The organism is Microbulbifer sp. CnH-101-G, from assembly GCF_052466775.1.
The window spans coordinates 3,796,716-3,821,343 of record NZ_CP174292.1 but is presented as its reverse complement, the minus strand read 5'-3'; the positions used below and the strand labels follow the sequence as shown (position 1 = coordinate 3,821,343).

General features: G+C 56.6%; 29 protein-coding genes. 15 read left to right on the top strand and 14 right to left on the bottom strand.

Annotated elements, in window-relative coordinates; genetic code table 11:
• Nucleotides 1-24: 24 nt before the first annotated feature.
• The 11 genes from rsd to ACJJID_RS16895 form a co-directional block, all read right to left on the bottom strand.
• Nucleotides 25-483 (bottom strand): sigma D regulator, encoded by a 459-nt coding sequence (gene rsd / locus ACJJID_RS16945; RefSeq protein WP_444920487.1) that lies wholly within the window; start codon nt 481-483, stop codon nt 25-27.
• Between the two features lie 168 nt (nt 484-651).
• On the bottom strand, nt 652-1,341 hold the full coding sequence (locus ACJJID_RS16940) for an LrgB family protein (protein WP_444920486.1): 690 nt from the start codon (nt 1,339-1,341) through the stop codon (nt 652-654).
• Nucleotides 1,331-1,726 (bottom strand): CidA/LrgA family protein, encoded by a 396-nt coding sequence (locus ACJJID_RS16935; RefSeq protein ID WP_152455813.1) that lies wholly within the window; start codon nt 1,724-1,726, stop codon nt 1,331-1,333. Before ACJJID_RS16935 ends, ACJJID_RS16940 begins: the two co-directional genes overlap by 11 nt.
• A gap of 48 nt (nt 1,727-1,774) precedes the next feature.
• Nucleotides 1,775-2,266, bottom strand: a complete 492-nt coding sequence (locus ACJJID_RS16930; RefSeq protein ID WP_152455812.1) for a disulfide bond formation protein B — start codon at nt 2,264-2,266, stop codon at nt 1,775-1,777.
• On the bottom strand, nt 2,263-2,865 hold the full coding sequence (locus ACJJID_RS16925; protein WP_444920485.1) for an acyl carrier protein phosphodiesterase: 603 nt from the start codon (nt 2,863-2,865) through the stop codon (nt 2,263-2,265). The genes ACJJID_RS16930 and ACJJID_RS16925 overlap by 4 nt, the downstream gene beginning before the upstream one ends.
• A 59-nt stretch (nt 2,866-2,924) precedes the next feature.
• Nucleotides 2,925-4,508: a glutamate--cysteine ligase gene (gshA, locus tag ACJJID_RS16920; protein WP_444920484.1), complete on the bottom strand. Its 1,584-nt coding sequence runs from the start codon at nt 4,506-4,508 to the stop codon at nt 2,925-2,927.
• Between the two features lie 81 nt (nt 4,509-4,589).
• Complete coding sequence (locus ACJJID_RS16915; RefSeq protein WP_444920483.1) at nt 4,590-5,021, bottom strand: hypothetical protein; 432 nt, start codon at nt 5,019-5,021, stop codon at nt 4,590-4,592.
• A 141-nt stretch (nt 5,022-5,162) separates the two neighbouring features.
• Nucleotides 5,163-6,416: a malic enzyme-like NAD(P)-binding protein gene (locus ACJJID_RS16910; protein WP_152455804.1), complete on the bottom strand. Its 1,254-nt coding sequence runs from the start codon at nt 6,414-6,416 to the stop codon at nt 5,163-5,165.
• A 365-nt stretch (nt 6,417-6,781) separates the two neighbouring features.
• Entirely contained in the window at nt 6,782-6,994 is a 213-nt protein-coding gene (rpmE, locus tag ACJJID_RS16905) for a 50S ribosomal protein L31 (RefSeq protein ID WP_083922744.1), read from the bottom strand.
• Nucleotides 6,995-7,151: 157 nt separating this feature from the next.
• Complete coding sequence (locus ACJJID_RS16900) at nt 7,152-7,451, bottom strand: winged helix-turn-helix domain-containing protein (protein WP_152455802.1); 300 nt, start codon at nt 7,449-7,451, stop codon at nt 7,152-7,154.
• Nucleotides 7,448-8,014 carry a hypothetical protein gene (locus ACJJID_RS16895; protein WP_444920482.1) on the bottom strand — a complete coding sequence of 189 codons (567 nt, stop codon included), beginning with the start codon at nt 8,012-8,014 and terminating at the stop codon, nt 7,448-7,450. Before ACJJID_RS16895 ends, ACJJID_RS16900 begins: the two co-directional genes overlap by 4 nt.
• 155 nt (nt 8,015-8,169) lie before the next feature.
• On the opposite strand from ACJJID_RS16895, the gene ACJJID_RS16890 reads away from it, so the two are divergent.
• A complete protein-coding gene (locus ACJJID_RS16890) occupies nt 8,170-10,395 on the top strand; it encodes a primosomal protein N' (protein ID WP_444920481.1) in 2,226 nt (741 codons plus the stop codon).
• Nucleotides 10,396-10,477: 82 nt separating this feature from the next.
• The gene (locus tag ACJJID_RS16885) at nt 10,478-11,035 is read left to right on the top strand and encodes an SPOR domain-containing protein (protein WP_444920480.1); all 558 of its coding nucleotides are present in this window, start codon (nt 10,478-10,480) and stop codon (nt 11,033-11,035) included.
• A 1-nt stretch (nt 11,036) separates the two neighbouring features.
• On the opposite strand, the gene ACJJID_RS16880 is transcribed toward ACJJID_RS16885, so the two are convergent.
• A complete protein-coding gene (locus tag ACJJID_RS16880) occupies nt 11,037-11,285 on the bottom strand; it encodes a DUF2798 domain-containing protein (protein ID WP_444920479.1) in 249 nt (82 codons plus the stop codon).
• 166 nt (nt 11,286-11,451) lie between these two features.
• Here ACJJID_RS16880 and hslV point away from each other — a divergent pair, with 166 nt between their 5' ends.
• The 5 genes from hslV to ACJJID_RS16855 all read left to right on the top strand — a co-directional run bounded on the left by hslV (nt 11,452) and on the right by ACJJID_RS16855 (nt 17,186).
• Nucleotides 11,452-11,991: an ATP-dependent protease subunit HslV gene (hslV, locus tag ACJJID_RS16875; protein WP_226644239.1), complete on the top strand. Its 540-nt coding sequence runs from the start codon at nt 11,452-11,454 to the stop codon at nt 11,989-11,991.
• Between the two features lie 76 nt (nt 11,992-12,067).
• Nucleotides 12,068-13,384, top strand: a complete 1,317-nt coding sequence (hslU, locus tag ACJJID_RS16870; RefSeq protein WP_444920478.1) for an ATP-dependent protease ATPase subunit HslU — start codon at nt 12,068-12,070, stop codon at nt 13,382-13,384.
• Nucleotides 13,385-13,759: a gamma-butyrobetaine hydroxylase-like domain-containing protein gene (locus ACJJID_RS16865; RefSeq protein WP_444920477.1), complete on the top strand. Its 375-nt coding sequence runs from the start codon at nt 13,385-13,387 to the stop codon at nt 13,757-13,759.
• A 244-nt stretch (nt 13,760-14,003) separates the two neighbouring features.
• On the top strand, nt 14,004-15,539 hold the full coding sequence (locus tag ACJJID_RS16860) for an alkaline phosphatase (RefSeq protein WP_444920476.1): 1,536 nt from the start codon (nt 14,004-14,006) through the stop codon (nt 15,537-15,539).
• Nucleotides 15,540-15,554: 15 nt separating this feature from the next.
• The gene (locus ACJJID_RS16855; protein ID WP_444920475.1) at nt 15,555-17,186 is read left to right on the top strand and encodes an alkaline phosphatase; all 1,632 of its coding nucleotides are present in this window, start codon (nt 15,555-15,557) and stop codon (nt 17,184-17,186) included.
• Nucleotides 17,187-17,281: 95 nt separating this feature from the next.
• On the opposite strand, the gene ACJJID_RS16850 is transcribed toward ACJJID_RS16855, so the two are convergent.
• A complete protein-coding gene (locus tag ACJJID_RS16850; protein ID WP_444920474.1) occupies nt 17,282-18,094 on the bottom strand; it encodes a CHAD domain-containing protein in 813 nt (270 codons plus the stop codon).
• 138 nt (nt 18,095-18,232) lie between these two features.
• Here ACJJID_RS16850 and ubiE point away from each other — a divergent pair, with 138 nt between their 5' ends.
• The 8 genes from ubiE to tatC all read left to right on the top strand — a co-directional run bounded on the left by ubiE (nt 18,233) and on the right by tatC (nt 23,796).
• Nucleotides 18,233-18,982 carry a bifunctional demethylmenaquinone methyltransferase/2-methoxy-6-polyprenyl-1,4-benzoquinol methylase UbiE gene (gene ubiE, locus ACJJID_RS16845; protein WP_444920473.1) on the top strand — a complete coding sequence of 250 codons (750 nt, stop codon included), beginning with the start codon at nt 18,233-18,235 and terminating at the stop codon, nt 18,980-18,982.
• A gap of 53 nt (nt 18,983-19,035) precedes the next feature.
• Nucleotides 19,036-19,665 (top strand): ubiquinone biosynthesis accessory factor UbiJ, encoded by a 630-nt coding sequence (locus tag ACJJID_RS16840; protein WP_444920472.1) that lies wholly within the window; start codon nt 19,036-19,038, stop codon nt 19,663-19,665.
• 2 nt (nt 19,666-19,667) lie between these two features.
• Nucleotides 19,668-21,278: a ubiquinone biosynthesis regulatory protein kinase UbiB gene (gene ubiB / locus ACJJID_RS16835; RefSeq protein WP_444920471.1), complete on the top strand. Its 1,611-nt coding sequence runs from the start codon at nt 19,668-19,670 to the stop codon at nt 21,276-21,278.
• Nucleotides 21,279-21,333: 55 nt separating this feature from the next.
• Entirely contained in the window at nt 21,334-21,747 is a 414-nt protein-coding gene (gene hisI / locus ACJJID_RS16830) for a phosphoribosyl-AMP cyclohydrolase (protein WP_444920470.1), read from the top strand.
• Between the two features lie 8 nt (nt 21,748-21,755).
• Nucleotides 21,756-22,094, top strand: coding sequence for a phosphoribosyl-ATP diphosphatase (locus ACJJID_RS16825; protein WP_152455773.1), 339 nt, complete (start codon nt 21,756-21,758; stop codon nt 22,092-22,094).
• Between the two features lie 111 nt (nt 22,095-22,205).
• Nucleotides 22,206-22,463 carry a twin-arginine translocase TatA/TatE family subunit gene (tatA, locus tag ACJJID_RS16820; protein WP_152456476.1) on the top strand — a complete coding sequence of 86 codons (258 nt, stop codon included), beginning with the start codon at nt 22,206-22,208 and terminating at the stop codon, nt 22,461-22,463.
• A 29-nt stretch (nt 22,464-22,492) separates the two neighbouring features.
• The gene (tatB, locus tag ACJJID_RS16815; RefSeq protein WP_444920469.1) at nt 22,493-23,044 is read left to right on the top strand and encodes a Sec-independent protein translocase protein TatB; all 552 of its coding nucleotides are present in this window, start codon (nt 22,493-22,495) and stop codon (nt 23,042-23,044) included.
• Nucleotides 23,041-23,796 (top strand): twin-arginine translocase subunit TatC, encoded by a 756-nt coding sequence (gene tatC / locus ACJJID_RS16810; protein ID WP_444920468.1) that lies wholly within the window; start codon nt 23,041-23,043, stop codon nt 23,794-23,796. Before tatB ends, tatC begins: the two co-directional genes overlap by 4 nt.
• Before the next feature lie 383 nt (nt 23,797-24,179).
• Here tatC and ACJJID_RS16805 read toward each other — a convergent pair whose 3' ends face one another.
• Nucleotides 24,180-24,374, bottom strand: a complete 195-nt coding sequence (locus ACJJID_RS16805) for a DUF3149 domain-containing protein (protein ID WP_444920467.1) — start codon at nt 24,372-24,374, stop codon at nt 24,180-24,182.
• Nucleotides 24,375-24,628 lie beyond the last annotated feature (254 nt).

The following is a 24,628-nucleotide window of genomic DNA, read 5'->3' as shown; positions in this document are numbered from 1 at the left end:
CAGAGGTGGGACTCGCTAAGCGGTTCAGCTTTTGTGGGCTGTGTGTAGCAGAGCGATCATTTTATCTTCGGAGCTAAAACGAGTTTCCAGCGCCTCGCCCAGTTCGGAGAGATCTGGTGCCAGGCTGGAGAGGTCGTCTGTTTCTAAATATTTATCGTTGAAGTCTACGGCGACATCTGTAGTCGTATCGATATCATCGTAGAGTTCACAGGCTTTTTGCAGACCCTGCTTATCGTCGAAAGCCTGACCCTCGCGCATAAGCTGCTCATAGACTTCGAAGTGACCTGCCGAAACGTAATCCACCAGTAACTGGCACAGCTGGCGTACCCGGTCTTCAGTTTCTGGATCGTCTTCACTGAATTCCTTTTTTTCGGAGAGGTGGTAGAAACTCACCAGCAGGTTTTGTCGTGACTGAAGCCAGCGATCAATAATCTCGCTAACACCACCCCAGCGCTCCCGCGCCGACTTGCAATTTTCCAGCATCGCCAAGATGTCCTTTTGTTACTGTTGCCCCAGTGGCAGCCTATTGCCGATCTCGAAGGCCCTTAGGAAGATAGGAGATTCCCCCGCCTGCAGCAAGGAGGGAGGCGCAAACTACGTCAAAATACTGTGATGGCAGTGTGAATTTAAAAGCCTGCATCGACAGGCGGTTCAGGTTCCGATAATCAGCGGCAACAACACTGCGCTCAAGGCGCCACAGAGCCCCATGGCAAGGGCGGCGCAGGCGCCACAAAGTGCGCTGATTTCCAGTGCGCGCGCAGTGCCTACGGCATGGGCATTGATACCGAGCACCACTCCGAGAATGCGCTCGTCGCGAATACCCAAGCCGCGCACCAGTGGTGGCCCTGCCAGGGCCCCGACTACTCCGGTGAGTACTACGATAGCCGCGGTCAGACTCAAGGTCGCGTGTATTTTTTCGGCCAGTGCCAGTGCGATAGGCGTGGTAATGGATTTTCCGCTAAGGGCGAGCAATACCGATTTTCCCGCCCCGAGCAGAAGCGCGATCACTACGGCAATTGCCGGGGCTAACAGGGCCCCAACAGCAATGGTCACCAGCAGTGGCCAGCCAGCGCGGCGGATAACCGTCAGATTTTGTTTTAGCGGCACGGCAAGGGCGACAACGGCTGGTCCCAGCAGGGCGTAGAGCAGCCCGCTGGAACTCTGGTAGTCACTGTAAGGAATCTCCAGAGTATGGAGCGCCGCAAATAGTAACAGGCTTGCGGTGACTATCGGGTGCAGCAAAACCGTTCCTGTGCGCCGATATAACAGTACACCGAGCCAGAAAGCGCAGATGCTCAGTGGCAGGGCAAATAAGGGGCTGTGCAGGAATTCACTGATCATGGCTGTGCGCCGTGTCGGTCTTCCTGAGCAGGCGGCGCAGCAGCAGAGTGCAAAGGGTGAGGCTGATCAGGGTGCCAAAAAGAATGGCGGCAAGCAGGGCCAGCCAATCGGACAAGGTGAGATCGCGCAGGAAAAAGACCCCGGTGGCGGCGGGCAAAAATAGTAGGGGCAACAAAAAGAGCAGTTGTGCGCTGACCTTGGCCAGGCCGCGGGGCACGCTGCCGTAGACCATCAGGCCGATCAGTAGCAGTAGCATACCCACTACGGCGCCGGGTACCGGCAGGGCAAGTGCCGCCCCGATCAGGCTGCCGAGTCGTTCGCAGCCAAATAGGATTGCAATACCGAGCACCCAATGGGCTATTTCACGCGGGGATGGTGGTGTCATTGGCAAAGTGCGGCTCCACAGAGCCGCGACCTGGTTTTCGGTTTTTAATCAGGCTCTGCGAAATGCCTGCCAGCCTCCGAATAGGATCAGTCCAGCAAAACCGATAGCAGACCAGCCGGGGATACTAATGCCCATCATGGTCCATTGCACTTCGGCGCAGTTGCCGTCACCGGTGAGCAGTGCCTTGAGTACATCGGCCATGGGAAAAACTTCCAGCATATAGCTGACGCTGGGTCCACATGCGGGTACCTGACCCTCTGGCAGGCTCTGTAACCACAGCTGGCGCCCGGCAAAATAGAGGCCACCCAGAGCCCAGATAGAAACTAGTAGCCCGTACACGCGCCGGCCGATAGTTGCCGGGTTGTGTAGAAAGGCGATCAGGGAGACTACCCCGATACCGAGCAGCATTACCCGCTGGGTAATGCACAGCTTGCAGGGTTCAAGGCCTCGCGCGTACTCCAGGTAAAAGGCAGAGCCGAGTAAAAAGGCGACAATTAGAAAAACCAACAAAAAGGTAATACGCGGGTTGGGTAAGGTCATGGTTTATCGGATCCTGAATAGTGCTGCCGAAACCTTTGGGCTTCGAGATTCAAGTCGGTTAATAGTTTATTGAAGTTGTATTCCAGTTTTGCCCGCCCGCTACTGAGCTCGGGCAGTATGTCCTGCAGCGCAACCGGGTGGCGCAGGCGTTGGCCAACCCTCTCCAGGGTGAGACCAATGGTTCGCTCTTCGCGGTAACTCTGCAGTAACTTAAATTGCTCGGCGCGCGCCATAAACGCTCTCGCATGCGGCGGAATATACCGACTGTGGCTGCGAAAGTCTCTCCAGCATTGGTCACAAAAATCTTCCAGGCTCTGTGGGTGCCACTCCTGCCAGCGCTGGGCCAGTAAGTGGTCGAACCAGATATCCAGTGCAATACCGGCATAGCGGCGCCAGCTGGGGTCCAGTTGCGACAGGGACTCGCGGTAGGCCGCATTGGTGTCGGTACTGGCATCAATACGGCGATGCAGCCTGATACCGGCCTCAATGGCCTCTGGCCGCTCACCTTTAAGGGGGCCTTTCACGAAGTCACCGAGTAGCCCACCCAGGCGCCAGCGGACGTCGGGGCCTGAAAGCAGCAGGTGGGCCAGATAATTCATGTGCTTAATCCCTGTGGGCCGGAAATCCGGGCCCTGCGCGGTGATCTTTTCCGCCGGGGCTAGCCCTGGCAGCACATATACTGCGCGTAATAGTGGCTGAGAAATTCCTCGAAAGAGCCTTTGTCCTCAGCCTCCACGCGCCTTTGCTTGAGTAAAGACTCCTCCGCCTCGCGCGAGAAATCTCGAACCGAATCGCTGTCGAGAGGGCGTTCGAGAAAATAGCGGCGATGCTGCTCGGCCTTTTGCATAGCCCAATGGTAGAAGTTCAGGTTTTGTTCCTGCATTTCTGCCAGGATCTGTTGGGCCGGGGTGGCGATCTCCCCTTTGACCTTGGCCCTCTGTACGCCAACAGCACCGCGGTACTGGTCTCCGCCCCAGGCACTGTCGAGCAGTTCTGCCATCGCGTCCACCTCCCCGAGCAGTTGGGAAGCCCACTCACCGAGTTCACGTTCACCGCCATTACAGAGCAGCTTGAGGCCGGGCTCGTGGCCGCGATACACGATGCGCTGTTGGTTTTCCTGGGTTGAACGGTAATCGACTTCGTCGGTCTCGGGACTCTCTGTCAGCAGGCAGTGCAGCAGGAAACTATCGATAAAACGCATCTGTTGCGCATCGATACCCAGCGGCATAAAGGGGTTCAGGTCAAGACAGCGCACCTCGATATATTCGACCCCGCGGTTGTTCAGGGCCGCCAGGGCGGTCTCGCCGCGCTTGGCGGGATTTTTCGGCCGGATCGGCGAATAAAATTCATTTTCGATTTGCAGCACGCCGGCAGAGAGCTGCTGATACTGCCCATCGTTATCCTTTACCCCGAGTTCGCTATAGGGCCCGTAGGGCCGGCTGATAGCGGAGCAGAGTGTGGACAGATAGCTGCGCAAGTTGTTGTAGCAAACCACCAGGGACTTTTGCACTTCGCTGTTATAACCCAGGTCGCCCATGCGCAGAGAAGTGGCGTAGGGAGCGTGCAGCGTGTGGCCGTCGCCGTTAAAGGCCTCGAGCTTGTGTTGGCGCCCCTCCACAAAAGAGGAGCACACTGCAGGCGCGGCTCCGAACAGGTAGATCAGCAGCCAGTAGTTACGGCGGAAATTACGGATCAGGTCGAAGTAGCGGCGGGTTTTGAATTCGCACAGGGCTTCACTGCTGCCCTCGAACTCGTGCAGCCACAGCCAGAACTCATCCGGCAGGGAAAAGTTGTAGTGAATACCGGCGATGGTTTGCATGGCGCGGCCGTAGCGCAGGCCGAGTCCCAACCGATAAATGGTTTTCATCGTGCCGCTGTGGGAGTTTCCATAGCGGGCCACCGGGATATCGCTGTCGGCGCCGATAACGCAGGGCATGCTGTTGACCCACAGGCGTTCGTCCCCGATCTGGCTGTAGGTAAAGCGATGGATGCGGTCGAGAATCCGCAGGGCCTCTTCAGGAGTGTTTACCGGCGGGGTAATAAATTCCAGCAGCGCTTCGGAAAAATCGGTAGTGATGCTCTCGTGGGTCAGTGCTGAGCCCAGTGTTTGCGCGTGCGGTGTTTGCGCCAGGGTGCCGTCGTTGCCGACCCGCAGGCTCTCTTTTTCAAGACCGCGGCGTATGCCCTTTAGCAGTTGCACGGGTTTGGCCTGGGACAGGGCGGCCAGATGGGGAATGGGCACTCGAATCTCCTTGGTACTACCGGAACTCTTTCTTGTTGTCGCCGTTGGGGCAACTTGTGTCGGTGCTAAAAGAATCTCCGCCTAGGCGGCAGATTCCGATTCCGATTTGTGCTCGCCGGGTTGTGCGGGCGTTTCATCCGGGGCTTGTGTTGGCGGGACCTCAGGTGCCTGTTCCGGGGTTACTTCCGGTTGTGGCTGCGGTTCCAGCTCTGGGGGCTCCTCAGGCGGCATCTCCTCTGGTGCGCCTGGCTCGACTTCCGGATCTCCGGGCGGCGCAGATTGTTCACCCAGGGCTTCCTCCGGTATCGATGGCTGGGCCTTGGGATTCAGCGCACACTGCAGCAGTTCGATGCGCAGGCTGACATCACGAGTATTGGCCTCGAACATCTGGTTGATGGCGACATCTTTATGTTCGCTGCGAAACAGTTTGTTGGGCTCGCGGCCATCGAGCCATTCGCCGCTTTTGCTTAGGAACTGCTGGTGCTGGTTGGTCAGCACATACACGTGACTCATTGTGTTGGGCAACTTTGATGCTGTGACAGAAAGGCAGTTTAGCGACGGGTGCTTTTTGGCTCAAGAAGTCTGTGGGGGCGAAAGCGGCAAACGCCCGCCCCGAGAGGATAAGGCGGGCTGTTCCGGGCCTATTAACAGGCCCTAGAGCGTTTGCAGCGGGTAGTTTTCGGGGTAAGGCAGGCGTGCACAGCCACTGTCCACGGCTGCGCGCGCCACCGCAGCGGCGACTTCCGGCAGCAGGCGCGGGTCTGTGGGTTTGGGCAGGATATAACTGGGCCCAAAACTCAGCTCCACCCCGCCGTAGCCCTCGCGCACCGAGTCCGGCACCGGCAGGTGGGCGATTTTGCGGATGGCTTCAATTGCGGCCAGCTTCATCTCTTCATTGATACGCGCCGCACGCACATCCAGCGCGCCGCGGAAAATAAAGGGGAAGCACAGCACATTGTTGACCTGGTTGGGGTAATCCGAGCGCCCGGTGGCCATGATCAAATCGTCGCGCACACTGTGGGCCAACTCCGGTTTGATCTCCGGGTTTGGATTCGAGCAGGCAAATACCACCGGATTCGGTGCCATGCGCTGTAACTGTTCGGCGGAGAGCAGGTCTGGGCCGGATACCCCGAGGAAAACATCGGCACCGGTGATGGCGTCATCGAGGGTGCGCATATCGGTATCCCGCGCCCACTCACCCTTATAGGCATTGATGTCGGTGCGGCCCGAGTGAATTACCCCGCGGCTGTCGACCATGGTGATCTGGTCTTTGCGCGCGCCCGCGGCCAGCAGCAGTTTGCAGCAGGCGGTGGCGGCGGCACCCGCCCCCAGGCACACCATGCGCACGTCGCTGATTTTCTTACCCTGGATCTCCAGGGCATTGAGCATACCGGCGACTGTCACAATCGCGGTGCCGTGCTGGTCGTCGTGAAATACCGGTACCGGGCAGCGCTCGATCAATGCCTCTTCAATATGAAAGCACTCAGGCGCCTTGATATCTTCGAGATTGATACCGCCGAAGGTATTGGCGATGGCGGCGACGGTCTGAATAAACTGCTCCGGGCTGTTGACGTCCACCTCGATGTCCACCGAGTTGATATCGGCGAAACGCTTGAACAGTAGCGACTTGCCCTCCATCACCGGCTTGGAGGCCAGCGGACCCAGGTTACCGAGGCCGAGGATAGCGCTGCCATTGGAAATGACCGCTACCAGGTTGCCTTTGCCGGTATAGCGATAGGCGGCCTCGGGGTCTTTGGCAATTTCGCGCACCGGTTCCGCTACGCCGGGACTGTAGGCCAGCGACAGGTCTTCCTGAGTTTCGGCAGGGGTGGTCAGCTCGACCGAAAGTTTGCCGGGGCTGGGGAGCGCGTGGTAATCCAGCGCTGCCTGGCGCAATGAATCCGTCATTTGGGGGCTGTTCTCTCGAAAACGGGGGGCAACACCTGTGGCGTCATCCCGGTTACTGCGGGCCTCAGAGAATAACCGAGGGGCACTTGCAGTCACAAGCTTATAGGGGCAATGAAACAGCCATTTATTACTATTTTGCCCTTAACATCTGGCCAATTTCAGGATGATCAGCCGCCAAAAATCTATTTTGAAGGATAATTTTACTGCCCATAACGAATATATTAAGCGATACAAATCGATTTTGCCCAAGTGCCCCAGAGCTGTGCAGATAGGCGAAATTCGGGCATAAAACGGGCATAAAAAAAGGCGCCGAGGAAAATTCCAGGGCGCCCTTTCCGAGGCACCGCAGTGCCTCGCTATTCGGATTACTTGCCGATGCGGCTGCCGAAACGCTTCTTGAAGCGATCCACGCGTCCACCGGTAGTAGCCTGCTTCTGCTTGCCGGTGTAGAAGGGGTGGCACTGGGAGCAGACATCGATCTGCAGGTCTTTGCCCAAAGTGGAGCGAGTCTTAACAACATTGCCGCAGGAACAAGTGGCAGTGATGTCGGTGTAGTTAGGATGGATATCTGCTTTCATGATTGCCTCTTTCCGAAACCGCCACCCGATCTGTTGCCGGGCACGGCATCGTCGTTGGAGCAGGAACCGGATTGGTTCCAGGCTGATTAAAAAGTCGGCGCATACTATCAGATTAGCGCCGGGGTTCAAGCTTAAATACCGGGCCCCAGTGGTCACCTTAGTCTGCAGAGGCGATGAGCTGTCGCAGGGCTTGCAGATGCTTATCTAGTGCCTCTCGCCCGCTCTCAGTGAGGCGATACCAGGTGACGGGTTTGCGCTCTACGAAGTCTTTGCGCAGGGCGATATAGCCCTGCTCTTCCAGGCGACGCAGCTGTGCGCCGAGGTTTCCATCGGTCACCTGTAGCTGTTCCTTGAAGCGGGAGAAACTAATTTCCTCATACTTCGCCAGCATCACACTGATCGCGAGGCGCACCCGGTGTTCGAGTACCGGGTCCAGCTCCGTAAGGGCTTTCATCATGCTGCTCCACTAGTTTGCCTGGCTCGCTGCACCAAGCCGGTCCATAGGAGTCCGAAGCCGATCACCAGGCCAGTCAGTGCCCAGGCGTAGGGCGGTGTCAGTAAAATCATCAGTAGGTAACTTGCCAACATCAACATGCCGCTATAGATAAGAGGGCGGATCAGGTGAATGCCGGCGAGGCTATAGGATACGCCACCTAAAAGCAGGAATAGCTCAGGGCCCGCAACGCCGGGCTTGGCGATCATTGTGGCCAATATCAGCAGAAAGCCTATTCCGGTCACCAACCAGTGCCAGCCAAACCTGCGGCCAAAGCTAATGTTATTGATACCCTCGCGACGTGCCGTGCGCTCACCCAGCCACCAACTGAACAGGCCACCGGCGGTGCTCGCCACCAGGAAGTAATACACGGTGATTTGCGGGGCCAGGTCCGCCGAGGCAAACCCGATAAAAATCAAAAGGCCCCACAAGAAATAGAGTGACGGAATACCGCCCTCGGCTTCGTTGCTACGCACGGCATCGCTGACAAAATCCAGGCTGTCTTTGAGTTTTTCCACATCGGTCATGGTTGTCTTCCTTGCTAAATTAGAGAACTCTAAATATTAGAGCTGATTTATAGAGTACTCTGAATCTCAGAGTATGCAAGTAAATTTTGCTGTCTCTGTACCTTACTGTGGCAGCCAGTACACTAGCGCCTTTTCAAGAGCGCATTGGGGGCGGGGTGCAACAGACGGTACCACAGACAGTACAACAGGGGATCATCCTAAGGTTGGCGGTGCCCGTGCCACTGCGGCGTCTCTTCGATTATCTGCCCCCGGAGGGCTTTGATCCCGCCGAATTGAAACCCGGTCAGCGTTTGTGGGTACCTTTTGCTGGACGAAAATTGGTAGCCGTGTTGGTGGATATTGTGCGGGAGTCGCCGCAGGCACAGCTCAAGCCGGCGCAGGAACTCATCGATAATGCTGCCCTGTTTGATAGCGGTGCGCGCAAATTCCTCAATTGGATCGCCGATTATTACCAGGCCCCGGTTGGAGAGGTCTACGCCGCCGCCCTACCCGCCGCACTGCGCAAGGGCAAGCCCGCCGATCACTGGGCCGAGCAGTGGTTGCAGCTGACTACCGAGGGCAAGGGCTTACCGGAATCTGCACTGGCGCGGGCGCCCAAGCAGCAGGCTCTTTTGCAACAGTTGCTGCGCGCTGGTCAGCAGAGCCGCACTCATCTGAAGGCCCAGGGGCATACCCCGGCGGTGATTCGCGCCCTGCAGGAACGCCATCTGGTGGAGTGGGTCTCGGGTCCTACGGTGCCGCCGCCCATGCCGGCAGCGGAGGCCACTCCGCCACCGCAGCTAAACAGTGAACAGCAGCAGGTGCTCGAAGCGGTGGATTGTAGTCGCTTTTCTGCCACCCTGTTGGAAGGCACCACAGGCAGTGGTAAGACCGAGGTCTACCTGCGTTTAATGGAGCGGGTACTGGCCGAGGGGCGCCAGGCCTTGCTGTTGGTGCCGGAAATCGGTCTTACTCCGCAGACTCTGCGACGCATCGCCGCGCGCTTTCCCGAACACAGTATCGCCGCTCTGCACTCGGGGCTGGCCGAGGGCGAGCGCGCCCAATCGTGGCTCGCTGCCTCTGGGGGACAGGCAGATATTGTTATTGGCACCCGCTCGGCAATTATGACACCACTGCCGAGGCTCGGTGTGGTGTTGGTGGACGAAGAGCACGACGCTTCGTTTAAGCAGCAGGATGGCGTGCGCTATTCCGCCCGCGACCTGGCGGTGGTACTGGCGCGCAACAGCAATGTGCCGGTATTGCTGGGTTCCGCGACTCCTTCCCTGGAGACCTTGCACAACGCCCTTAATGGTCGCTATCAACACTTGCGCATGCGCCAGCGCGCGGGCGACGCCCGCCCGCCGCAGATCCATGTGGTGCCGACCCTGCGCGAGCCCCTTGAAGAAGGCTTTTCGCCACAGGTGCTGCGGCATATCGGTGAGACTTTGGCTCGCGGGGAGCAGGTGCTGGTGTTTATTAACCGACGCGGATTTGCGCCGGCGCTCAATTGCGATGACTGCGGTTGGATTGCCGACTGCCCGCACTGCTCCAGCAAGCTCACTATGCATAGGCGCCAGCGCCAGTTGCGCTGTCACCACTGCGACTATCGCCGCCCCCTGGTAGACAGCTGCCCGCAGTGCCACAGTCGCTCTATTTCCGCTTTGGGCGGAGGTACCGAGCGCAGCGAAGAGTTGCTGGCGCGGCGCTTTGCCGACTACCCGGTAATCCGCGTCGACCGCGATACCACCACCAGCAAGCAGGCCCTCGATCGCTTGCTGGCGCCGGCCCGCGATGGCGAGCCCTGCCTATTGCTGGGCACCCAGATGCTGGCTAAGGGGCACCATCTGCCGAGGGTGACTCTGGTGGTGATCCAGGATGCCGATGGCGGTCTGTTCAGTGCCGATTTTCGCGCGCCCGAGCGCACAGGCCAGTTGCTGGAGCAGGTGGCGGGGCGCGCCGGGCGCGGCAGCCTGAGTGGCCGTGTATTGGTGCAGAGTCGCTTCCCGGAGCATCCGCTGCTGCAAATGTTGCTGGAAAAAGGTTACGGGACTTTTGCGCGCCAGCTATTGCGCGATCGCGCGGTGGCACAGCTGCCTCCCACTCATGCCATGGCGCTGGTGCGGGCCGAGTGTGAAGAGCCCACTTGGGCCGAGGAGTTTCTGCACAACGCGCGCCTGTTTATGCAGTCGCTGGCGCCACCCTCGCCACAGTTACAATATTTGGGGCCGGTACCGGCGTTACTGGAGCGCAAATCCGGGCGCTACCGTTTTTATGTTCAGGTGACCGCACAAAATCGCGCCCAGTTACAACCTCTTTTAGCTCGGGTATGCGCCTGGGCTGAGAGCAATAAGAATCGCCGCTTGCGCTGGGCGGTGGATATGGATGCGCAGGAATTATCGTGAATTTTGCGGGAGAACAATGCCCGCGAGGAAATTGGCGGTACAATTCGCCCGCTGAGCAGACTATCCAGGGAAGAATTCCGTAATGAGCCGTCGCAACACCAAACGCCGCAGCAAGAGTTCCTCAGGCAAACCCGCATGGGTGTGGTTTGTGCTGGGCAATGCCGTGGGTGGTTTTACGGTGTTCTTGTTGCTGCAGTTTGGTGTGGCCGGCAACAAAGGCACCGCTGGTGACAGGACAGCGTCAGCCAAGCCGGCGGCGCAGGCTCCGTCTGAACCGCGCTTTGATTTCTACACCATGCTCAAGGAAAACGAAGTCTCGGTACCGCCACCCAAGGTGGTCAAGCCTGCCATTCGCGGGGATTCTTCATCTAATCAGCAGGGCGCTGCCGAGAAGGCCAAAGCACAGGTGTATATCCTGCAGGCCGCCTCCTTTCGTGAGGCGGCAGAAGCCGAGCGCTTGCGCGCCCAGCTCACCCTGGCCAACCTGGATGTTAAAGTGGAGTCCGCCAGTGATAGCCGCGGTACCTGGCACCGTGTTTTGGTCGGTCCCTTCGACAACCGTTCGCGCATGGCCAAAGCCCGCCAGGTTTTGGCTGAGCATCGTCTGATGCCGCTGGTATTGAAGCGCCCCGCTAATTAAATCAACCGCTGGACTCCCCGTCTGGCGCTGCCAGCTTGCCCAGCAGACTTTTGATTGCGGGCCTGATCAGCGGCGGCAATCCCAGTGAGATGATCCAGGCCAGCAACCAGGCCCGGCCCCATATTGGCAGAAATCCTCCGCTGAAACCCTGGTGGGAATAAGTGATCGCCCCGGAAATCACCCCAGACATCAAGCAGGTCATAACGACGGTGAAAAGTGGCTCGAAGTAGCGGGAGGGAAGGAGAGCCAAGAGGCGAATCCGCGATGGATGATGGGTTCTCATTATAGCAATTGGCCCTTCTCTTATTGAAAACGGCGCGTCCCGTCCTCACTTATCTAATCTGATTAAATTTCCCGGCGCGCAAGGCAACATGCCTTGCGCAGCTAGAGCATACGCGTAATCCGAGAGGTCTCCATTGGAACAGTATCGCGGTACCACCATTTTATCCTGTCGCCGCAACGGCAAAGTTGTGATTGGCGGCGACGGCCAGGTATCCCTGGGCAACACCATCATGAAAGGCAATGCGCGCAAGGTGCGCCGTCTGTACAGAGACAAGGTTATCGCCGGTTTTGCCGGTGGTACCGCCGATGCCTTCACCCTGTTTGAGCGTTTTGAAGCCAAGCTGGAAGCCCACGGTGGTCAGTTGACCCGCGCGGCGGTGGAACTGGCCAAAGACTGGCGCACCGACCGCGCCCTGCGTCGCCTGGAAGCCCTGCTGGCAGTGGCGGATGCCAGCGCCAGCCTGATTGTGACCGGTAATGGCGATGTGATTCAGCCGGAAGATGACCTGATTGCTATCGGCTCCGGCGGGCCCTTCGCCCAGTCGGCAGCGCGCGCACTACTCGACAATACCGATATGGACGCGCGCTCCATCGTCGAGCAGGGTTTGAAAATTGCCGGCGATATCTGCGTCTACACCAACCACAACAACACCATTGAAGAATTGACCTACTGACCGGACGCTCTCACAAGAAGCGCCTGAGTCCAGCGGGCCGCAGCCTGGCCCGCACAACCGTTTTGCAGGAATTTGTATGTCCCAGATGACCCCCCGTGAAATCGTCCATGAACTCGATCGCCACATCGTTGGCCAGCAGGACGCCAAACGCGCCGTAGCGATTGCGCTGCGCAACCGCTGGCGCCGTATGCAGGTGAGTGAGGATCTGCGCGCAGAAATCACCCCGAAAAACATCCTGATGATTGGCCCCACCGGTGTAGGTAAAACCGAAATCGCGCGCCGCTTGGCAAAGCTCGCCAATGCGCCTTTTATTAAGGTCGAAGCGACTAAGTTCACCGAAGTGGGCTATGTGGGTCGCGATGTAGAGTCTATCGTGCGCGATCTTGTCGAAATGGCAGTGAAGCAGGAACGTGAGCTGGCCATGGGTGGTGTACAGCAACGCGCTATGGATGCGGCCGAGGAGCGTATCCTCGACGCCCTACTGCCACCGGCGCGCTCAACCGAGCCGAATGACAAGGATTCCAGTACCCGCCAGTTATTCCGCAAGAAGCTGCGCGAGGGCGAGTTGGACGACAAAGAAGTGGAAATCGATATGGCCGCCGCGCCCATGGGCGTAGAGATTATGGCCCCTCCGGGTATGGAGGAAATGACCAACCAGCTGCAGGGTATGTTCTCGAATATGTCCCAGGGCAAGACCCGCAAGCGCAAGCTACCGGTCAAGCAGGCGATGAAACAGCTTACCGATGAGGAAGCTGCCAAGCTGGTGAACGATGAAGATATCAAAACCCGTGCGATTCGCGCTGCCGAACAAAACGGCATTGTCTTTATCGACGAGATCGACAAGGTAGCCAAGCGCCAGGAGAGTGGCGGTGCCGATGTCTCCCGCGAGGGGGTGCAGCGCGACCTGTTGCCGCTGATCGAAGGCAGCACCGTCAACACCAAGTACGGCATGATCAAGACAGACCATATTCTATTTATCGCCTCTGGTGCCTTCCACCTGTCCAAGCCCTCGGACCTGATTCCCGAACTGCAGGGGCGTATGCCGATTCGCGTGGAGCTGAGCTCGCTGACTTCTGCCGACTTTGAGCGTATTCTCACCGAACCCTCCGCGTCTCTGACTGAACAGCAGAAGGCTTTGCTGGCGACAGAGGGTCTGGAACTGCAATTCACCGAAGACGGCATTCGCCGTATCGCCGAAGTGGCTTACGAAGTGAATGAGCGCACCGAGAATATCGGCGCGCGCCGTTTGCACACGGTGCTGGAGCGCCTGCTGGAGGAAGTTTCCTTCGATGCCGGTGATGGCGACAAGTCTCTCAAAGTGGATGCGGCTTATGTGGACAGCCACCTGGGTGAGCTGAGCCAGAACGAGGACCTTTCGCGTTTTATCCTGTAAATGAAACCGCAAAAAATACGATTAAATCGCGCAGAGAAAACCCTGCAGTTGCTGTTTGCCGATGGCGAATTCAGCCTGCCGGCAGAGTATCTGCGTGTCTACTCCCCCAGCGCCGAGGTGCGCGGCCACGGCAATAGCCCCGCACTGCTGGTGGATGGAAAAATCCATGTGGGTATCGACAGGGTCGAAGCCGCCGGTCGCTATGGTCTGAAAATCGATTTCGATGACGGTCACGACACCGGCATTTACACCTGGGAATATCTGCGGGAACTGGCCGAAAAATACACCATCAATTGGGAGGCCTACCTGGAGCGCTTGCGCGCGGCGGGTAAGGGGCGGGACCCGGATGAAAGTGTGGTGAAATTTATCGGTTAGTTGCCAAGTGCGCCCTTCAGTGGCGCACTTTCCTTTTCCTGCAAAGTATTAAAAAGTGAGGAAAAACAATAATTTTCCTCATTGTTTCGTAATGCTGTAACAATTGTGTGGGTGTCTTTTTGCAGTTGTAACAAGCGTACAAATCTTTATGGCAAAGAAAACGAGATGTTAATCGGCGCGTAATTCTTTTGTCATATTTCCGGACTCTAATGCTCGCCAAATTCACGAGTTCCGGAGGCCCACCGTGGCAAAAAAACTTGCCCGCGCACTCAGCGCCTTTTGTTTGATCCCTCTCGCTTCTGCAGTTTCCGCCGCGAGCCTGCCCGATTACCAAACCAAGAGTGAATGGTTTACCGAGGCGTCCGATCGCCTGGAAGATCGTGTTTCTCTTACCCGTGAAGCCAAAACTGCCAAAAACGTCATCCTGTTTGTTGGCGATGGCATGGGGATATCCACCCTGACCGCAGCCCGTATCTTCGAGGGGCAGCGCCGCGGTGAACCCGGTGAGGAGAACAGCCTTTCTTTTGAGGAGTTTCCTCACAGTGCCCTGATCAAAACCTACAACACTAATCAGCAGACCCCCGACTCCGCCGGCACCATGACTGCGATGATGACCGGGGTGAAAACTCGCGCCGGTATGATCAATGTGGATGGCAAGGGCCTGGTGGCTGACTGTTCTGCGAGTAAAGAGCTGGGTTTGAACAGCTTCCTCGAGATGATGGAAAGCCGCGGTAAGGCTACCGGCATTGTTTCTACCGCACGCCTCACCCACGCGACTCCGGCAGCCACTTATGCCCACAGCGCCAGCCGCAAGTGGGAACACGCGGCCGATGAGGGCTGTACCGATATCGCCACACAAATGGTGGAAATGAATATCGGCGATGGCATGGAAGTCATGCTCGGTGGTGGGCGCAACTACTTTACACCGGTGGCCGAGGGTGGCCTGCGTGAGGACGAGCGCAACCTAACGGGTGAATGGCTGCTGCGCTATGACGGTGAGCAAAATGCGGTTTACGTCGAAAATGGTTTCGAACTGTCGGCAGTGGATATCGCTAAAACAGATAAGTTGTTGGGCCTCTTTACCGAAGACCACATGAGCTACGATGCCGACCGCATCGCCAAGAATAGCGAAGAGCCCGGCATCGTCGAGATGACCACTACCGCTATCGATATGCTGCAAAAAGATGAAGACGGCTTCTTCCTGATGGTGGAATCCGGCCGAGTCGATCACGCTCACCATTCCGGTAACGCCTATAACGCGCTGAATGAAGCTATTGAGCTGTCTGATGCGGTCAAGGCAGCGCTACAGAAAGTGAACCTGGAAGAAACCCTGATCCTGGTGACTGCTGACCACAGTCACGTAATGAACATGGCGGGCTATCCCACCAGGGGTAACCCTATCCTGGGCAAGGTGATCGGCAACGATGACAGCGGCGCGCCGAATGAGGCCGTCTCCCTGGCCGAGGACAATAAGCCTTACACCACTTTGACTTACACCAATGGCCGTGGCTTTGCCGATCTGGGTACTGAAACCGATGCAGACAAGCGTGATGACTATGATATCGCCGCCGGCCGCCATGATTTGACGCATGTGGATACCGAGATGCCAGGCTTCCACCAGGAATCCCTGGTTGCCCTGGGGGGCGAAAGCCACGGCGGTGAGGATATCAGCCTGCACGCGATCGGCGCCGGTGCCGAAAAAGTGCAGGGACATCTGGAACAGAATGCGGTTTTCCACATAATGACTGCCGCGACCGACCTGTCGCTGTCAGAAGAATAATTGGGGGTATTGACCATGAAACAGTTTAAAAAGACCCTGCTGGCCTTTTCCGTTGCCGTACTGGCCAGTGCCTGTAGCGACGATAACTCCAGCACCAACGATGTTGCCGAAGTGCCGGATGCTACTGAAACACCGCAGCAGCAGAATTACTTGGGCCTTTCCTCAACCCAAAGTGAAAGCAGCTGGTTCGAAGATGGCCAGAAAGCCGTAGCTGCGGCGAGCGCCGAGAAGATCAACAATACGCCGGGTGCCGCGAAAAATATTATTTTGTTTGTAGGCGATGGCATGGGTATCTCCACTGTCACCGCTGCGCGTATCTTCGCAGGCCAAAAACTGGGCCTCGATGGCGAGGAATACCAGCTGAGCTTCGAAAAGATGCCCTTTGCCGGCTTGGTAAAAACTTATAACACCAACCAGCAGACCCCGGATTCCGCTGGCACCATGACTGCTTTGGTTACCGGTGTGAAAACCAAGGCGGGTATCCTGAGTGTGGCCGAAGATGTCGCCCGCGGTGACTGCGCTGCCAGCCTCGAACGTCCCCTGACCACCTCCCTGGAACTGGCCGAGGAACTGGGGAAAAGCACCGGTATTATCAGCACCGCGCGTATCACCCACGCCACGCCCGCAGCCACCTATGCCAAGGTGCCCGAGCGCGAGTGGGAATACACTGCTCCGGATGGCTGTCGCGATATCGCCACCCACCTGGTTGAGTTGGAAGCTGGCGACGGTATCGACGTGGTAATGGGCGGCGGACGCCGCAACTTCCTGCCAGCGGACTTTACCGATGCGGAAGGCAAGACTGGTAAGCGCACCGATGGGCGCAACCTGATTGAAGCGTGGAAAACTCGTTACAACGATGGCGTAACCACCGCGCACTATATGGAAGACAAAGCTGGGTTTGACCAGCTGGATGTGAATAACACCGATAAGCTATTGGCGTTGTTTAACTCCTCTCATATGCGCTATGAGGCCGATCGTGGCAACGACGTTGGCGGCGAGCCTTCCCTGAGTGAAATGACTGCCAAGGGCATCGAGATGCTCCAGCAAAACGATAAGGGTTACTTCCTGATGGTGGAGTCCGGGCGTATCGACCACGGTCACCACGCCAACAATGCCTACAATGCTCTCAGCGATGCGGAAGAGTTTGCCAAGGCGGTGCAGGTAGCCCTGGATAACACAAGTGCCGAGGATACCCTAATCGTTGTTACCGCGGACCACAGTCACGTGATGACCATTGCCGGTGGGACTACCCGTGGCAACCCAATCCTCGGTAAAGTAGTTAAAAATGATAAGACCGGTGTGGCTGAAGAGATGCCCAAGCTGGATAAAACCGGCTTGCCTTACACCACCCTGAACTATGCAAATGGTCGCGGCTTTGCACATTACGGTGACAATACCGATGCTGATGACCGTTACGATCATGACATTGTTCAAGGGCGTCAGGATCTTACCGATGTGGACACCACCGCCCCCGGCTTCCACCAGGAAGTCCTTGTTCCTCTTTCTGGGGAGACCCACGGCGGCGAAGATGTGGGTGTCTGGGCCCGCGGTCCTGGTGCCCACCTGGTGAGTGGCACCAATGAGCAGAACTACCTGTTCCATGTGATGGCCCGCGCCGGCGGCCTGCTGGAGCAGAGCGCCCAATAAATCGGCGATCTTCAAGCGCGGGAAATATTCCCGCGCTTTTTTCGTTTTTATAACGAATAATCTCGAATCCCTTTATGCCTGCATGCCTGCTCAACTTAGATCACAAGTTTTTTGTGGGCGAAGAACTCAGCGCAGCCTTTTTCTATTTCCCGGCGCAATCGCACCTTGTGCCAGTCGCACATTTCCAACAGCTTGATTAACTCTTTCCCCAATGGTTCTCCAACCGTGATGCCAAAACGGCAGAGCAGGTAGAGATCGCGCCAGTCTCCCAATAGTTGCGCGAGTTGTTTGAGCGGTTCACAGCGCAGCGCAATAGATTGAGGGTGTCTCTCTCTGAGTAGGCGACAGTGGTACCAGTGATCTTTTACTCTTTTGCGCAATTGGTGAAGTTTATGGGCGTTGTCTCCTTCTCGTGCCTCCAGCCAGGCTTTGCGCGCGCGCTGGTAGCCACGTAAATATCCGGCATCGATATCACCCCAGCGAATATCGTGCAGGGGCCATTCTTCAATGCTCTCCCGCGCTTCATTCAACAACCCTTCGACCCGAATAAGATGCTCTTCGTCTCGCAGTGACTGCTGTATCTGACGCAGCACTCTATGCGTTTTTTCAAAGTGATTGGGTGGAGCCAGGGTGAGAAGCGCGGTGCGCATGGAGACCAGGTCGCGCCCAGCTGACAGGCATCGTGCTAATTTCCGGTAGCGATCGTTCTCGCGTCGGAACAGTGGATTTTTATTTGGATAAATCAGGCGCAGCAGGGCGCGCAGTTTCTTGCAGTGTTTGCGCAGTTCGTGCACGGCGTGCTCATCTGGCAACAACTGGGAATTACTGTTGGCGGCGTGTATTTCTGTGCGTGCTGCACGGCGCAGACTCACTGCAACGGGCGTGTCGCTATCGAGCCGGTAATCCATGAGAGAACCCTGGGTCCCGTTGTTACTCTTGTGTGAATTAATTTTAGTGAGTTGCCGCTGGGGGAATCATGGGCGCTGTTCCGCCGGCTTGGTCGATGTACAATGGCGCACTGAATTTGGCTCAGCAGGCAGCACAGCATGAAGGATCGCAAGACCACCCACTTCGGCTACCAAGAGGTCCCGGTGGAGGAAAAGGCCGGTCGTGTGGCGGAAGTGTTCCACTCAGTGGCGGCGCGTTACGACGTAATGAACGACTTGATGTCCGGGGGTATCCACCGCCTCTGGAAGCGTTTCACCATCGAATTGTCCGGTGCGCGACCGGGACAGAAAATCCTGGATATCGCCGGGGGTACTGGCGATCTCACCGCGCGTTTCTCGCGTATTGTGGGCGCCAGTGGTCAGGTGGTGTTGGCGGATATCAATGAATCGATGTTGCGGGTTGGCCGCGACCGCCTGCTCGATCGCGGCATCGCCGGCAACGTAGTGCCGGTACAGGCGGACGCCCAGTACCTGCCCTTTCCAGACAACACCTTCGACTGTATCACCATCGCCTTTGGCCTGCGCAATGTCACCGATAAAGACCTGGCACTGCGCTCCATGTTGCGGGTATTGAAACCCGGTGGGCGTTTACTGGTATTGGAATTCTCCAAGCCGGAATCGAAGTTGTTGGAAAGAGTCTACGATCATTACTCGTTCCGTCTGCTGCCATTTATGGGCAAGCTGGTGGCCAACGATGCGGAGAGTTACCGCTACCTGGCGGAGAGCATCCGTATGCACCCGGATCAGGAAACGCTCAAACAGATGATGGTGGATGCCGGTTTTGTCGATTGTGAATTTCACAATATGACCGGTGGCATTGTGGCGTTGCACCGTGGCATCAAGCCCTGAGAGGTGTCCGGCGTGATTGACTCCCAAGTGATGGCACGAGGCCAATAACCACCATGAGCGATCCCACCTATCGCGCGGGTTTTGACGCCGCGCTGGAAACCGCTATTAATACTGCGCTGCAATACGATCCCGCGACCCGAGCGCGCCTGCAGGCATTGGATGGCAAAACCATGGCGCTCGACCTGACGGCTCCCAAATTGCAATGCTGTCTATGTATCGAGGGCGATCAGGTGCGCGTGCGCCAGCACTGGGAGGGAGATGTAACGACCACCATCAGTGGCTCGGCTATTTCCCTGGTGCGATTACTAAAGGACCCCGATGCTACGCCTGCGGCGCTGGGCGTCTCCATTAGTGGCTCCAGTGCCCTGTTGGCGGAGTTGCAGTGGATCATGAGCGATCTGGATATCGACTGGGAGGCGCCGCTTGCGCAAGTGATTGGCGATATTCCCGCCCACTCCATCGGCAATGTGTTGCGCAGTGCCGGTAGCTGGTTAAGTGCCAGCCTCAGCCGCGCCCCGGTTGCGGCGGCAGAGACGATCAGTGAGGAATGGCAGTTGACGCCTCCACAGGCACAATTTGAAGCCTTCGCGGATGACCTCGCCGAGTTGTCCCTGGCCACCGAGCGCCTGGAGGCGCGGGTGCGCTTGCTGCAGGAACAGTTTTCCCGCGGGGAGGCCGAGTAGTCTTGCCTATATCCCGTACTGTTACCATCGCGCGGGTTTTCCTGCGCCATCGCCTGGACCTGTTATTACCGGCCGAACGCCGCCCCCTGTGGCTGCGCGGATTACTGGCTCCTCTCAAACTGTTGCCGCAACCAAAGATGGAGCGCGGCGAGCGACTGCGCCGCGCCCTGGAAGAGCTGGGACCGATCTTCGTTAAATTTGGCCAGCTGCTTTCCACCCGCCCGGATTTGTTGCCGCCGGATGTGGTCGAGCAGCTCGACTACCTACAGGACAAGGTGCCACCCTTCCCCAGTGATCAGTGTCGCGCACTGATTGAGGAAGCCCTTGGCGCTAGTGTCGATGAAGTCTTTGCCAACTTTGAGCACGAGCCCCTAGCGGCAGCTTCAGTGGCGCAGGTTCACGCTGCCGTGCTCAAGAGCGGCGAGTCGGTAGTGGTCAAGGTGCTGCGCCCGGGCATCGGTGACGTGATCCAGGAAGATTTGCGCCTGCTGCGGGTGATTGCCCGGGCTATCGAGCGCTTCGTGCCAGAGGGCCGGCGCCTGCGCCCGGTGGAAGTGGTGGAGGACTACCGTCATACCATCGAGGGCGAGTTGGACTTGACCCGCGAGGCGGCCAACGGCACCCAGTTGCGGCGTAATTTCACTGATTCCCCACTGCTATATATCCCCCAAGTTTACTGGGATTACACCCGCGAAAACGTGCTGGTGCTGGAGCGTATCAATGGTATTCCTGTCACTGATTTAGCGCAGCTGCGCGAGCAGGATACCAATATGCCGCTGCTGGCCGAGCGCGGCGTGGAGATCTTCTTCAAGCAGGTTTTTGAATACAACTTTTTCCACGCGGATATGCACCCGGGCAATATTTTTGTCTCCCGGGAGCACCCGCAGCGCCCGCAGTATATTGCCATCGACACCGCCATTGTCGGCAGCTTATCGCGAGAAGATCAGTACTACCTGGCGCGCAACCTGCTCGCCATGTTCCGGCGCGATTACCGCATGGTGGCGGAGCTGCACGTACAGAGTGGCTGGGTCCGCGCGGATACCCCTGTGAATGCCTTCGAGGCGGCAATCCGCGCCGTGTGCGAGCCGATCTTTGAGAAACCGCTGGGGGAGATTTCCTTTGCGCGGGTTTTGATCAGCTTGTTCCAGACCGCACGACGCTTCGATATGGCAGTGCAGCCACAGTTGGTGTTATTGCAGAAGACCCTGTTGAATATCGAGGGTTTGGGACGCCAGCTTTATCCGGAATTGGATCTGTGGAAGACTGCTCATCCATTTTTGGAGCGGTGGATGCGGGAGCGTATCCACCCCAAAACGCTGGTGGGCGAGATCAAGCGCTACGGTCCCGAGTGGCTGGAGAAGTTTCCGCAGATGCCGCAACTGGTCTATTCAGCTTTGGAGCAGTCGCGGGAATTGGCACCACAATTAGAAAATATCGGTGAAAAGCTGGCGAGTAGTCAGCGCCGTGGGCGCTGGCAGTATTTGCGCCGGCTCGGCGGGGTAGTGCTCGCTGTAGGGGCCCTGGCCTTAAGCCGGCCGCAGTGGCTGGAGCAGTTGCCACCCTCTGGTTGGGTATTGGGTATCGCCGCCCTGATTTTACTGCTCTGGCCCTAATGACACTGGCGGCAGTATTTTGCCGGTGTCGCGCCGGCCTACACTTGGAATTCTGATGGAAGAAACATTGACTCAAGCTGTGCCGACAAGCGGCTTTATTGATCAGGTCAGCTGGAACGGTGACGGCCTGGTGCCCGCCATTGCCCAGGATTTTAAAAGCGGTCGCGTGCTGATGATGGCGTGGATGAATCGTGAGTCCCTGGCACTGACCGCTAGTGAGGGCTATGCGGTCTACTGGTCGCGTTCGCGCAAAGGCCTGTGGCGCAAAGGGGAGTCGTCCGGCTTCCTGCAAAAAGTGCGTGAGATACGCCTCGACTGCGATGGTGACACCGTGTTGTTAATGGTTGAGCAAGAGGGTGGAATTGCCTGCCATACGGGCCGCAGCAGCTGTTTTTACAACCTCTTGCAGGACGGCGAATGGCGGGTTAGCCAACCGGTATTGCAAGACCCCAAAGTCATCTACAAGTGAGCCCGGAAATGAGTGATCTGCTGCAACAACTCGACGCGGTACTAGAGAGCCGCAAGTGCGCAGATGATGCCGATAAATCCTATGTTGCCAGCCTGCATAGGAAGGGGCTCAACAAAATACTGGAAAAGGTGGGTGAAGAAGCCACCGAAACAATTCTCGCCGCCAAGGATGCGCAGACCAGTGGCGACAACCGGGATATGATCGCCGAAACGGCCGATCTCTGGTTTCACTCATTAGTGATGCTTTCGCACCTGGGAGCGGACTCCCAGGATGTAGTGCGTGAACTGGGCCGGCGTTTTGGCCTCTCTGGCCTGGAAGAAAAGGCATCCCGCAGTAACGAGGGATAAGAATTCAGTTGGAAGGACTGGCGTAACAGTCCTCTGATAAGTTGTGGTTTTACCCATGGCGGCCAATGGCAATGCAAAGTGGCTGCCGTATTAAATGACATGGAGACGATTATGGGATTCGGTGGAATTAGCATCTGGCAGCTGTTGATTATCTTGGTCATTGTCCTGCTGCTGTTCGGAACCAAGCGTTTGAAAAACCTCGGTGGTGACCTGGGCGGTGCACTGAAAGGCTTTCGCAAAGCAGTGAAGGATGATGATAAGGATGAGGACAAAGATAAAGACCCTGAGCGTCTTCAGCACGATGAGGAAGAAAAGCCAAAACAGGGCAGCGCCTCCAAGGAAAAAGACAAGCAGTCCCAGGACAAATAATTCGGCACTGTTAACGCGAGTAATGCCCCGTGTTTGATATTGGCTTTTTTGAACTGCTACTGGTCGCGGTAGTGGCACTGCTTGTGGTGGGCCCGGAGCGCCTGCCCGATGCCATCCGCACAACGGCGCGCTGGTGGTCTGGCCTGAAGCGCACCTTGCAGGGGGCGCGCGAGGAGTTAGAGCGGGAGGTGGGTGCGGATGATATCCGCCGAGAGCTGCACAATGAGCGCATCCTGCGGGAGATAGAAGAAAGCCGCCGGGAGATGGAGCGCACCTTCAATGAGGCCAACCGCGAGGTGAGTGAATCTCTGCAGCAAGAGGATAAACCTCAACCCGGCGAATCGACTGAAACGGAGGAAAAAACTCCGGCTAAAAAAACCCTACCTGAACCCGAGCACCCACGCGCGGAACAAGAGGATTATTTGCCGGAGCAGGATGAGACGGTTGAGGAGCTGCAAGATCCCGAATACCCAGAGCACTGGCACGATTACGGCGATCCAGAATTGAATCCAGATCACCCGGAAAATATACCCAAAGATACAGAAAAAGAATCGCAACAGGAAAAAGACAAACAACCATGAGCGATCAATCACAAGACAGCCATCAGCCCTTTATCGATCACCTGATCGAGCTGCGGGATCGGCTGCTGCGCACTTTACTGGTTGTGGTGGTTCTCTTTGCCTGCCTCGTGCCCTTTGCCTCGGATATCTACAACTTTATTGCCAATCCACTGCAAGAGCGCTTGGTCGGCGATGCGGGGATGATTGCCACAGAGGTAACCTCCACTTTCCTTACTCCATTTAAGACCACATTTATTGTATCGTTTTTCATCGCCATTCCCTTTGTGCTCTATCAGGCCTGGGCTTTTATTGCTCCCGGTCTGTATAAAAATGAAAAGCGCGTAGCGATCCCTATTTTGGTCACCAGTGTATTTTTATTTTACGCCGGTGTGGCCTTTGCCTATTTCGTAGTGTTTCCTATTTTATTTGATTTCTTTGTTGGCTCGGCCCACGCAGATATCAAAGTTATGCCAGATATGCGCAGCTATCTGGATTTGGTATTGAAGTTGTTTTTTGCTTTCGGTTTCGCTTTCGAGATACCCATCGCTACGGTGTTACTGATTTGGAGTGGCGCAGTGGATGCCAAAACTTTGGGGAGTAAACGTCCCTATGTGATTGTGGGCTGCTTCCTGATCGGTATGCTGCTCACTCCACCGGATGTTATCTCCCAGTCTCTACTGGCCGTACCCATGTGGTTGCTGTTTGAGGTAGGTATTTTATTTGGTCGCTGGATTACTTCGCGCCGGTCTAAAGAGCAAGCCGAACAGTCTTAATTTGCAGATTTCTAAAAATTACATTTCCGCTACTATTTAAACGGCTCGAAGTAGTTTTTCAAATCAACATTTTGCTTGTGCAATAAAATGCCCCGACTGCTTTCGCAGCCGGGGCAGTCGCCCTGTTGTTTTACCTGCCCAAACCAAAATCCAACGCCGTGCTCTCAAACAGAGCTGGTTGTGGATAGACAGTCTGCGTTCCATGCAATAAAAAGCCGAACGATATTGGTTTTTGCGCCACTACTGGCAAGCCCCCATCGCAACAAAAACCAAACGGTCAGCTGAGGAAAGTAGCGATTAAAATCAGAAACTCCTGTTTCTTAACATAACCGCCTGCACCGCAAAAAACTTGCGGCAATGGTACTACCCTGAGACCCCAGGTATTAGCGAGATGTAGCCGCCGCTTTATTGACACGGGTGGCTGCAGCGCGCTCTTTCTTTTCCTGCTCCGCTACTGCTTTTTCCACATTGTTGCTAACCAGTCGATAAAAATAGTATGCCATCAGGAATATAAACCCGATTACGGCCAGACTGAGCAAGCCGGAAAAGCTGGTAAATAGATCAATTAAGGCATCCATCTTTCTCTCCAGTACGCCAATGCTTCAGTTATGCAGTGTATGGAGTTGTGCTACAAATCTCTTGACCTAAATCAACTGGGCTTGAGTTACTGGAGAAGAGGAGGATCGGTGGTCCCTGTCTGAGCGTATATAAGCTGATACCAAGTGCTGGTGTTCTTAGGGGACTACTTTTCCTAGAGGGGAAGGTGCAGTACTGCGACTGACCGGTTTTTACTTGATAGAGTTAGTTAGGCTCCTAGAGCATAGGGAATTTT

Bases quoted from the DNA above. Each gene is read 5' to 3' on its own strand.
- ACJJID_RS16925 (WP_444920485.1), bottom strand. From the start codon at position 2,865: ATGAATTATCTGGCCCACCTGCTGCTTTCAGGCCCCGACGTCCGCTGG.
- ACJJID_RS16840 (WP_444920472.1), top strand. From the start codon at position 19,036: ATGAGCGATCCCACCTATCGCGCGGGTTTTGACGCCGCGCTGGAAACC.
- ACJJID_RS16825 (WP_152455773.1), top strand. From the start codon at position 21,756: ATGAGTGATCTGCTGCAACAACTCGACGCGGTACTAGAGAGCCGCAAG.
- ACJJID_RS16915 (WP_444920483.1), bottom strand. From the start codon at position 5,021: ATGAGTCACGTGTATGTGCTGACCAACCAGCACCAGCAGTTCCTAAGC.
- tatA (WP_152456476.1), top strand. From the start codon at position 22,206: ATGGGATTCGGTGGAATTAGCATCTGGCAGCTGTTGATTATCTTGGTC.
- ACJJID_RS16930 (WP_152455812.1), bottom strand. From the start codon at position 2,266: ATGACCTTACCCAACCCGCGTATTACCTTTTTGTTGGTTTTTCTAATT.
- ACJJID_RS16850 (WP_444920474.1), bottom strand. From the start codon at position 18,094: ATGGATTACCGGCTCGATAGCGACACGCCCGTTGCAGTGAGTCTGCGC.
- ACJJID_RS16940 (WP_444920486.1), bottom strand. From the start codon at position 1,341: ATGATCAGTGAATTCCTGCACAGCCCCTTATTTGCCCTGCCACTGAGC.
- hisI (WP_444920470.1), top strand. From the start codon at position 21,334: ATGGAAGAAACATTGACTCAAGCTGTGCCGACAAGCGGCTTTATTGAT.
- hslU (WP_444920478.1), top strand. From the start codon at position 12,068: ATGTCCCAGATGACCCCCCGTGAAATCGTCCATGAACTCGATCGCCAC.
- ACJJID_RS16900 (WP_152455802.1), bottom strand. From the start codon at position 7,451: ATGATGAAAGCCCTTACGGAGCTGGACCCGGTACTCGAACACCGGGTG.
- rsd (WP_444920487.1), bottom strand. From the start codon at position 483: ATGCTGGAAAATTGCAAGTCGGCGCGGGAGCGCTGGGGTGGTGTTAGC.
- ACJJID_RS16935 (WP_152455813.1), bottom strand. From the start codon at position 1,726: ATGACACCACCATCCCCGCGTGAAATAGCCCATTGGGTGCTCGGTATT.
- ACJJID_RS16910 (WP_152455804.1), bottom strand. From the start codon at position 6,416: ATGACGGATTCATTGCGCCAGGCAGCGCTGGATTACCACGCGCTCCCC.
- ACJJID_RS16855 (WP_444920475.1), top strand. From the start codon at position 15,555: ATGAAACAGTTTAAAAAGACCCTGCTGGCCTTTTCCGTTGCCGTACTG.
- ACJJID_RS16885 (WP_444920480.1), top strand. From the start codon at position 10,478: ATGAGCCGTCGCAACACCAAACGCCGCAGCAAGAGTTCCTCAGGCAAA.
- ACJJID_RS16805 (WP_444920467.1), bottom strand. From the start codon at position 24,374: ATGGATGCCTTAATTGATCTATTTACCAGCTTTTCCGGCTTGCTCAGT.
- tatC (WP_444920468.1), top strand. From the start codon at position 23,041: ATGAGCGATCAATCACAAGACAGCCATCAGCCCTTTATCGATCACCTG.
- ACJJID_RS16865 (WP_444920477.1), top strand. From the start codon at position 13,385: ATGAAACCGCAAAAAATACGATTAAATCGCGCAGAGAAAACCCTGCAG.
- ubiE (WP_444920473.1), top strand. From the start codon at position 18,233: ATGAAGGATCGCAAGACCACCCACTTCGGCTACCAAGAGGTCCCGGTG.
- ACJJID_RS16895 (WP_444920482.1), bottom strand. From the start codon at position 8,014: ATGACCGATGTGGAAAAACTCAAAGACAGCCTGGATTTTGTCAGCGAT.
- rpmE (WP_083922744.1), bottom strand. From the start codon at position 6,994: ATGAAAGCAGATATCCATCCTAACTACACCGACATCACTGCCACTTGT.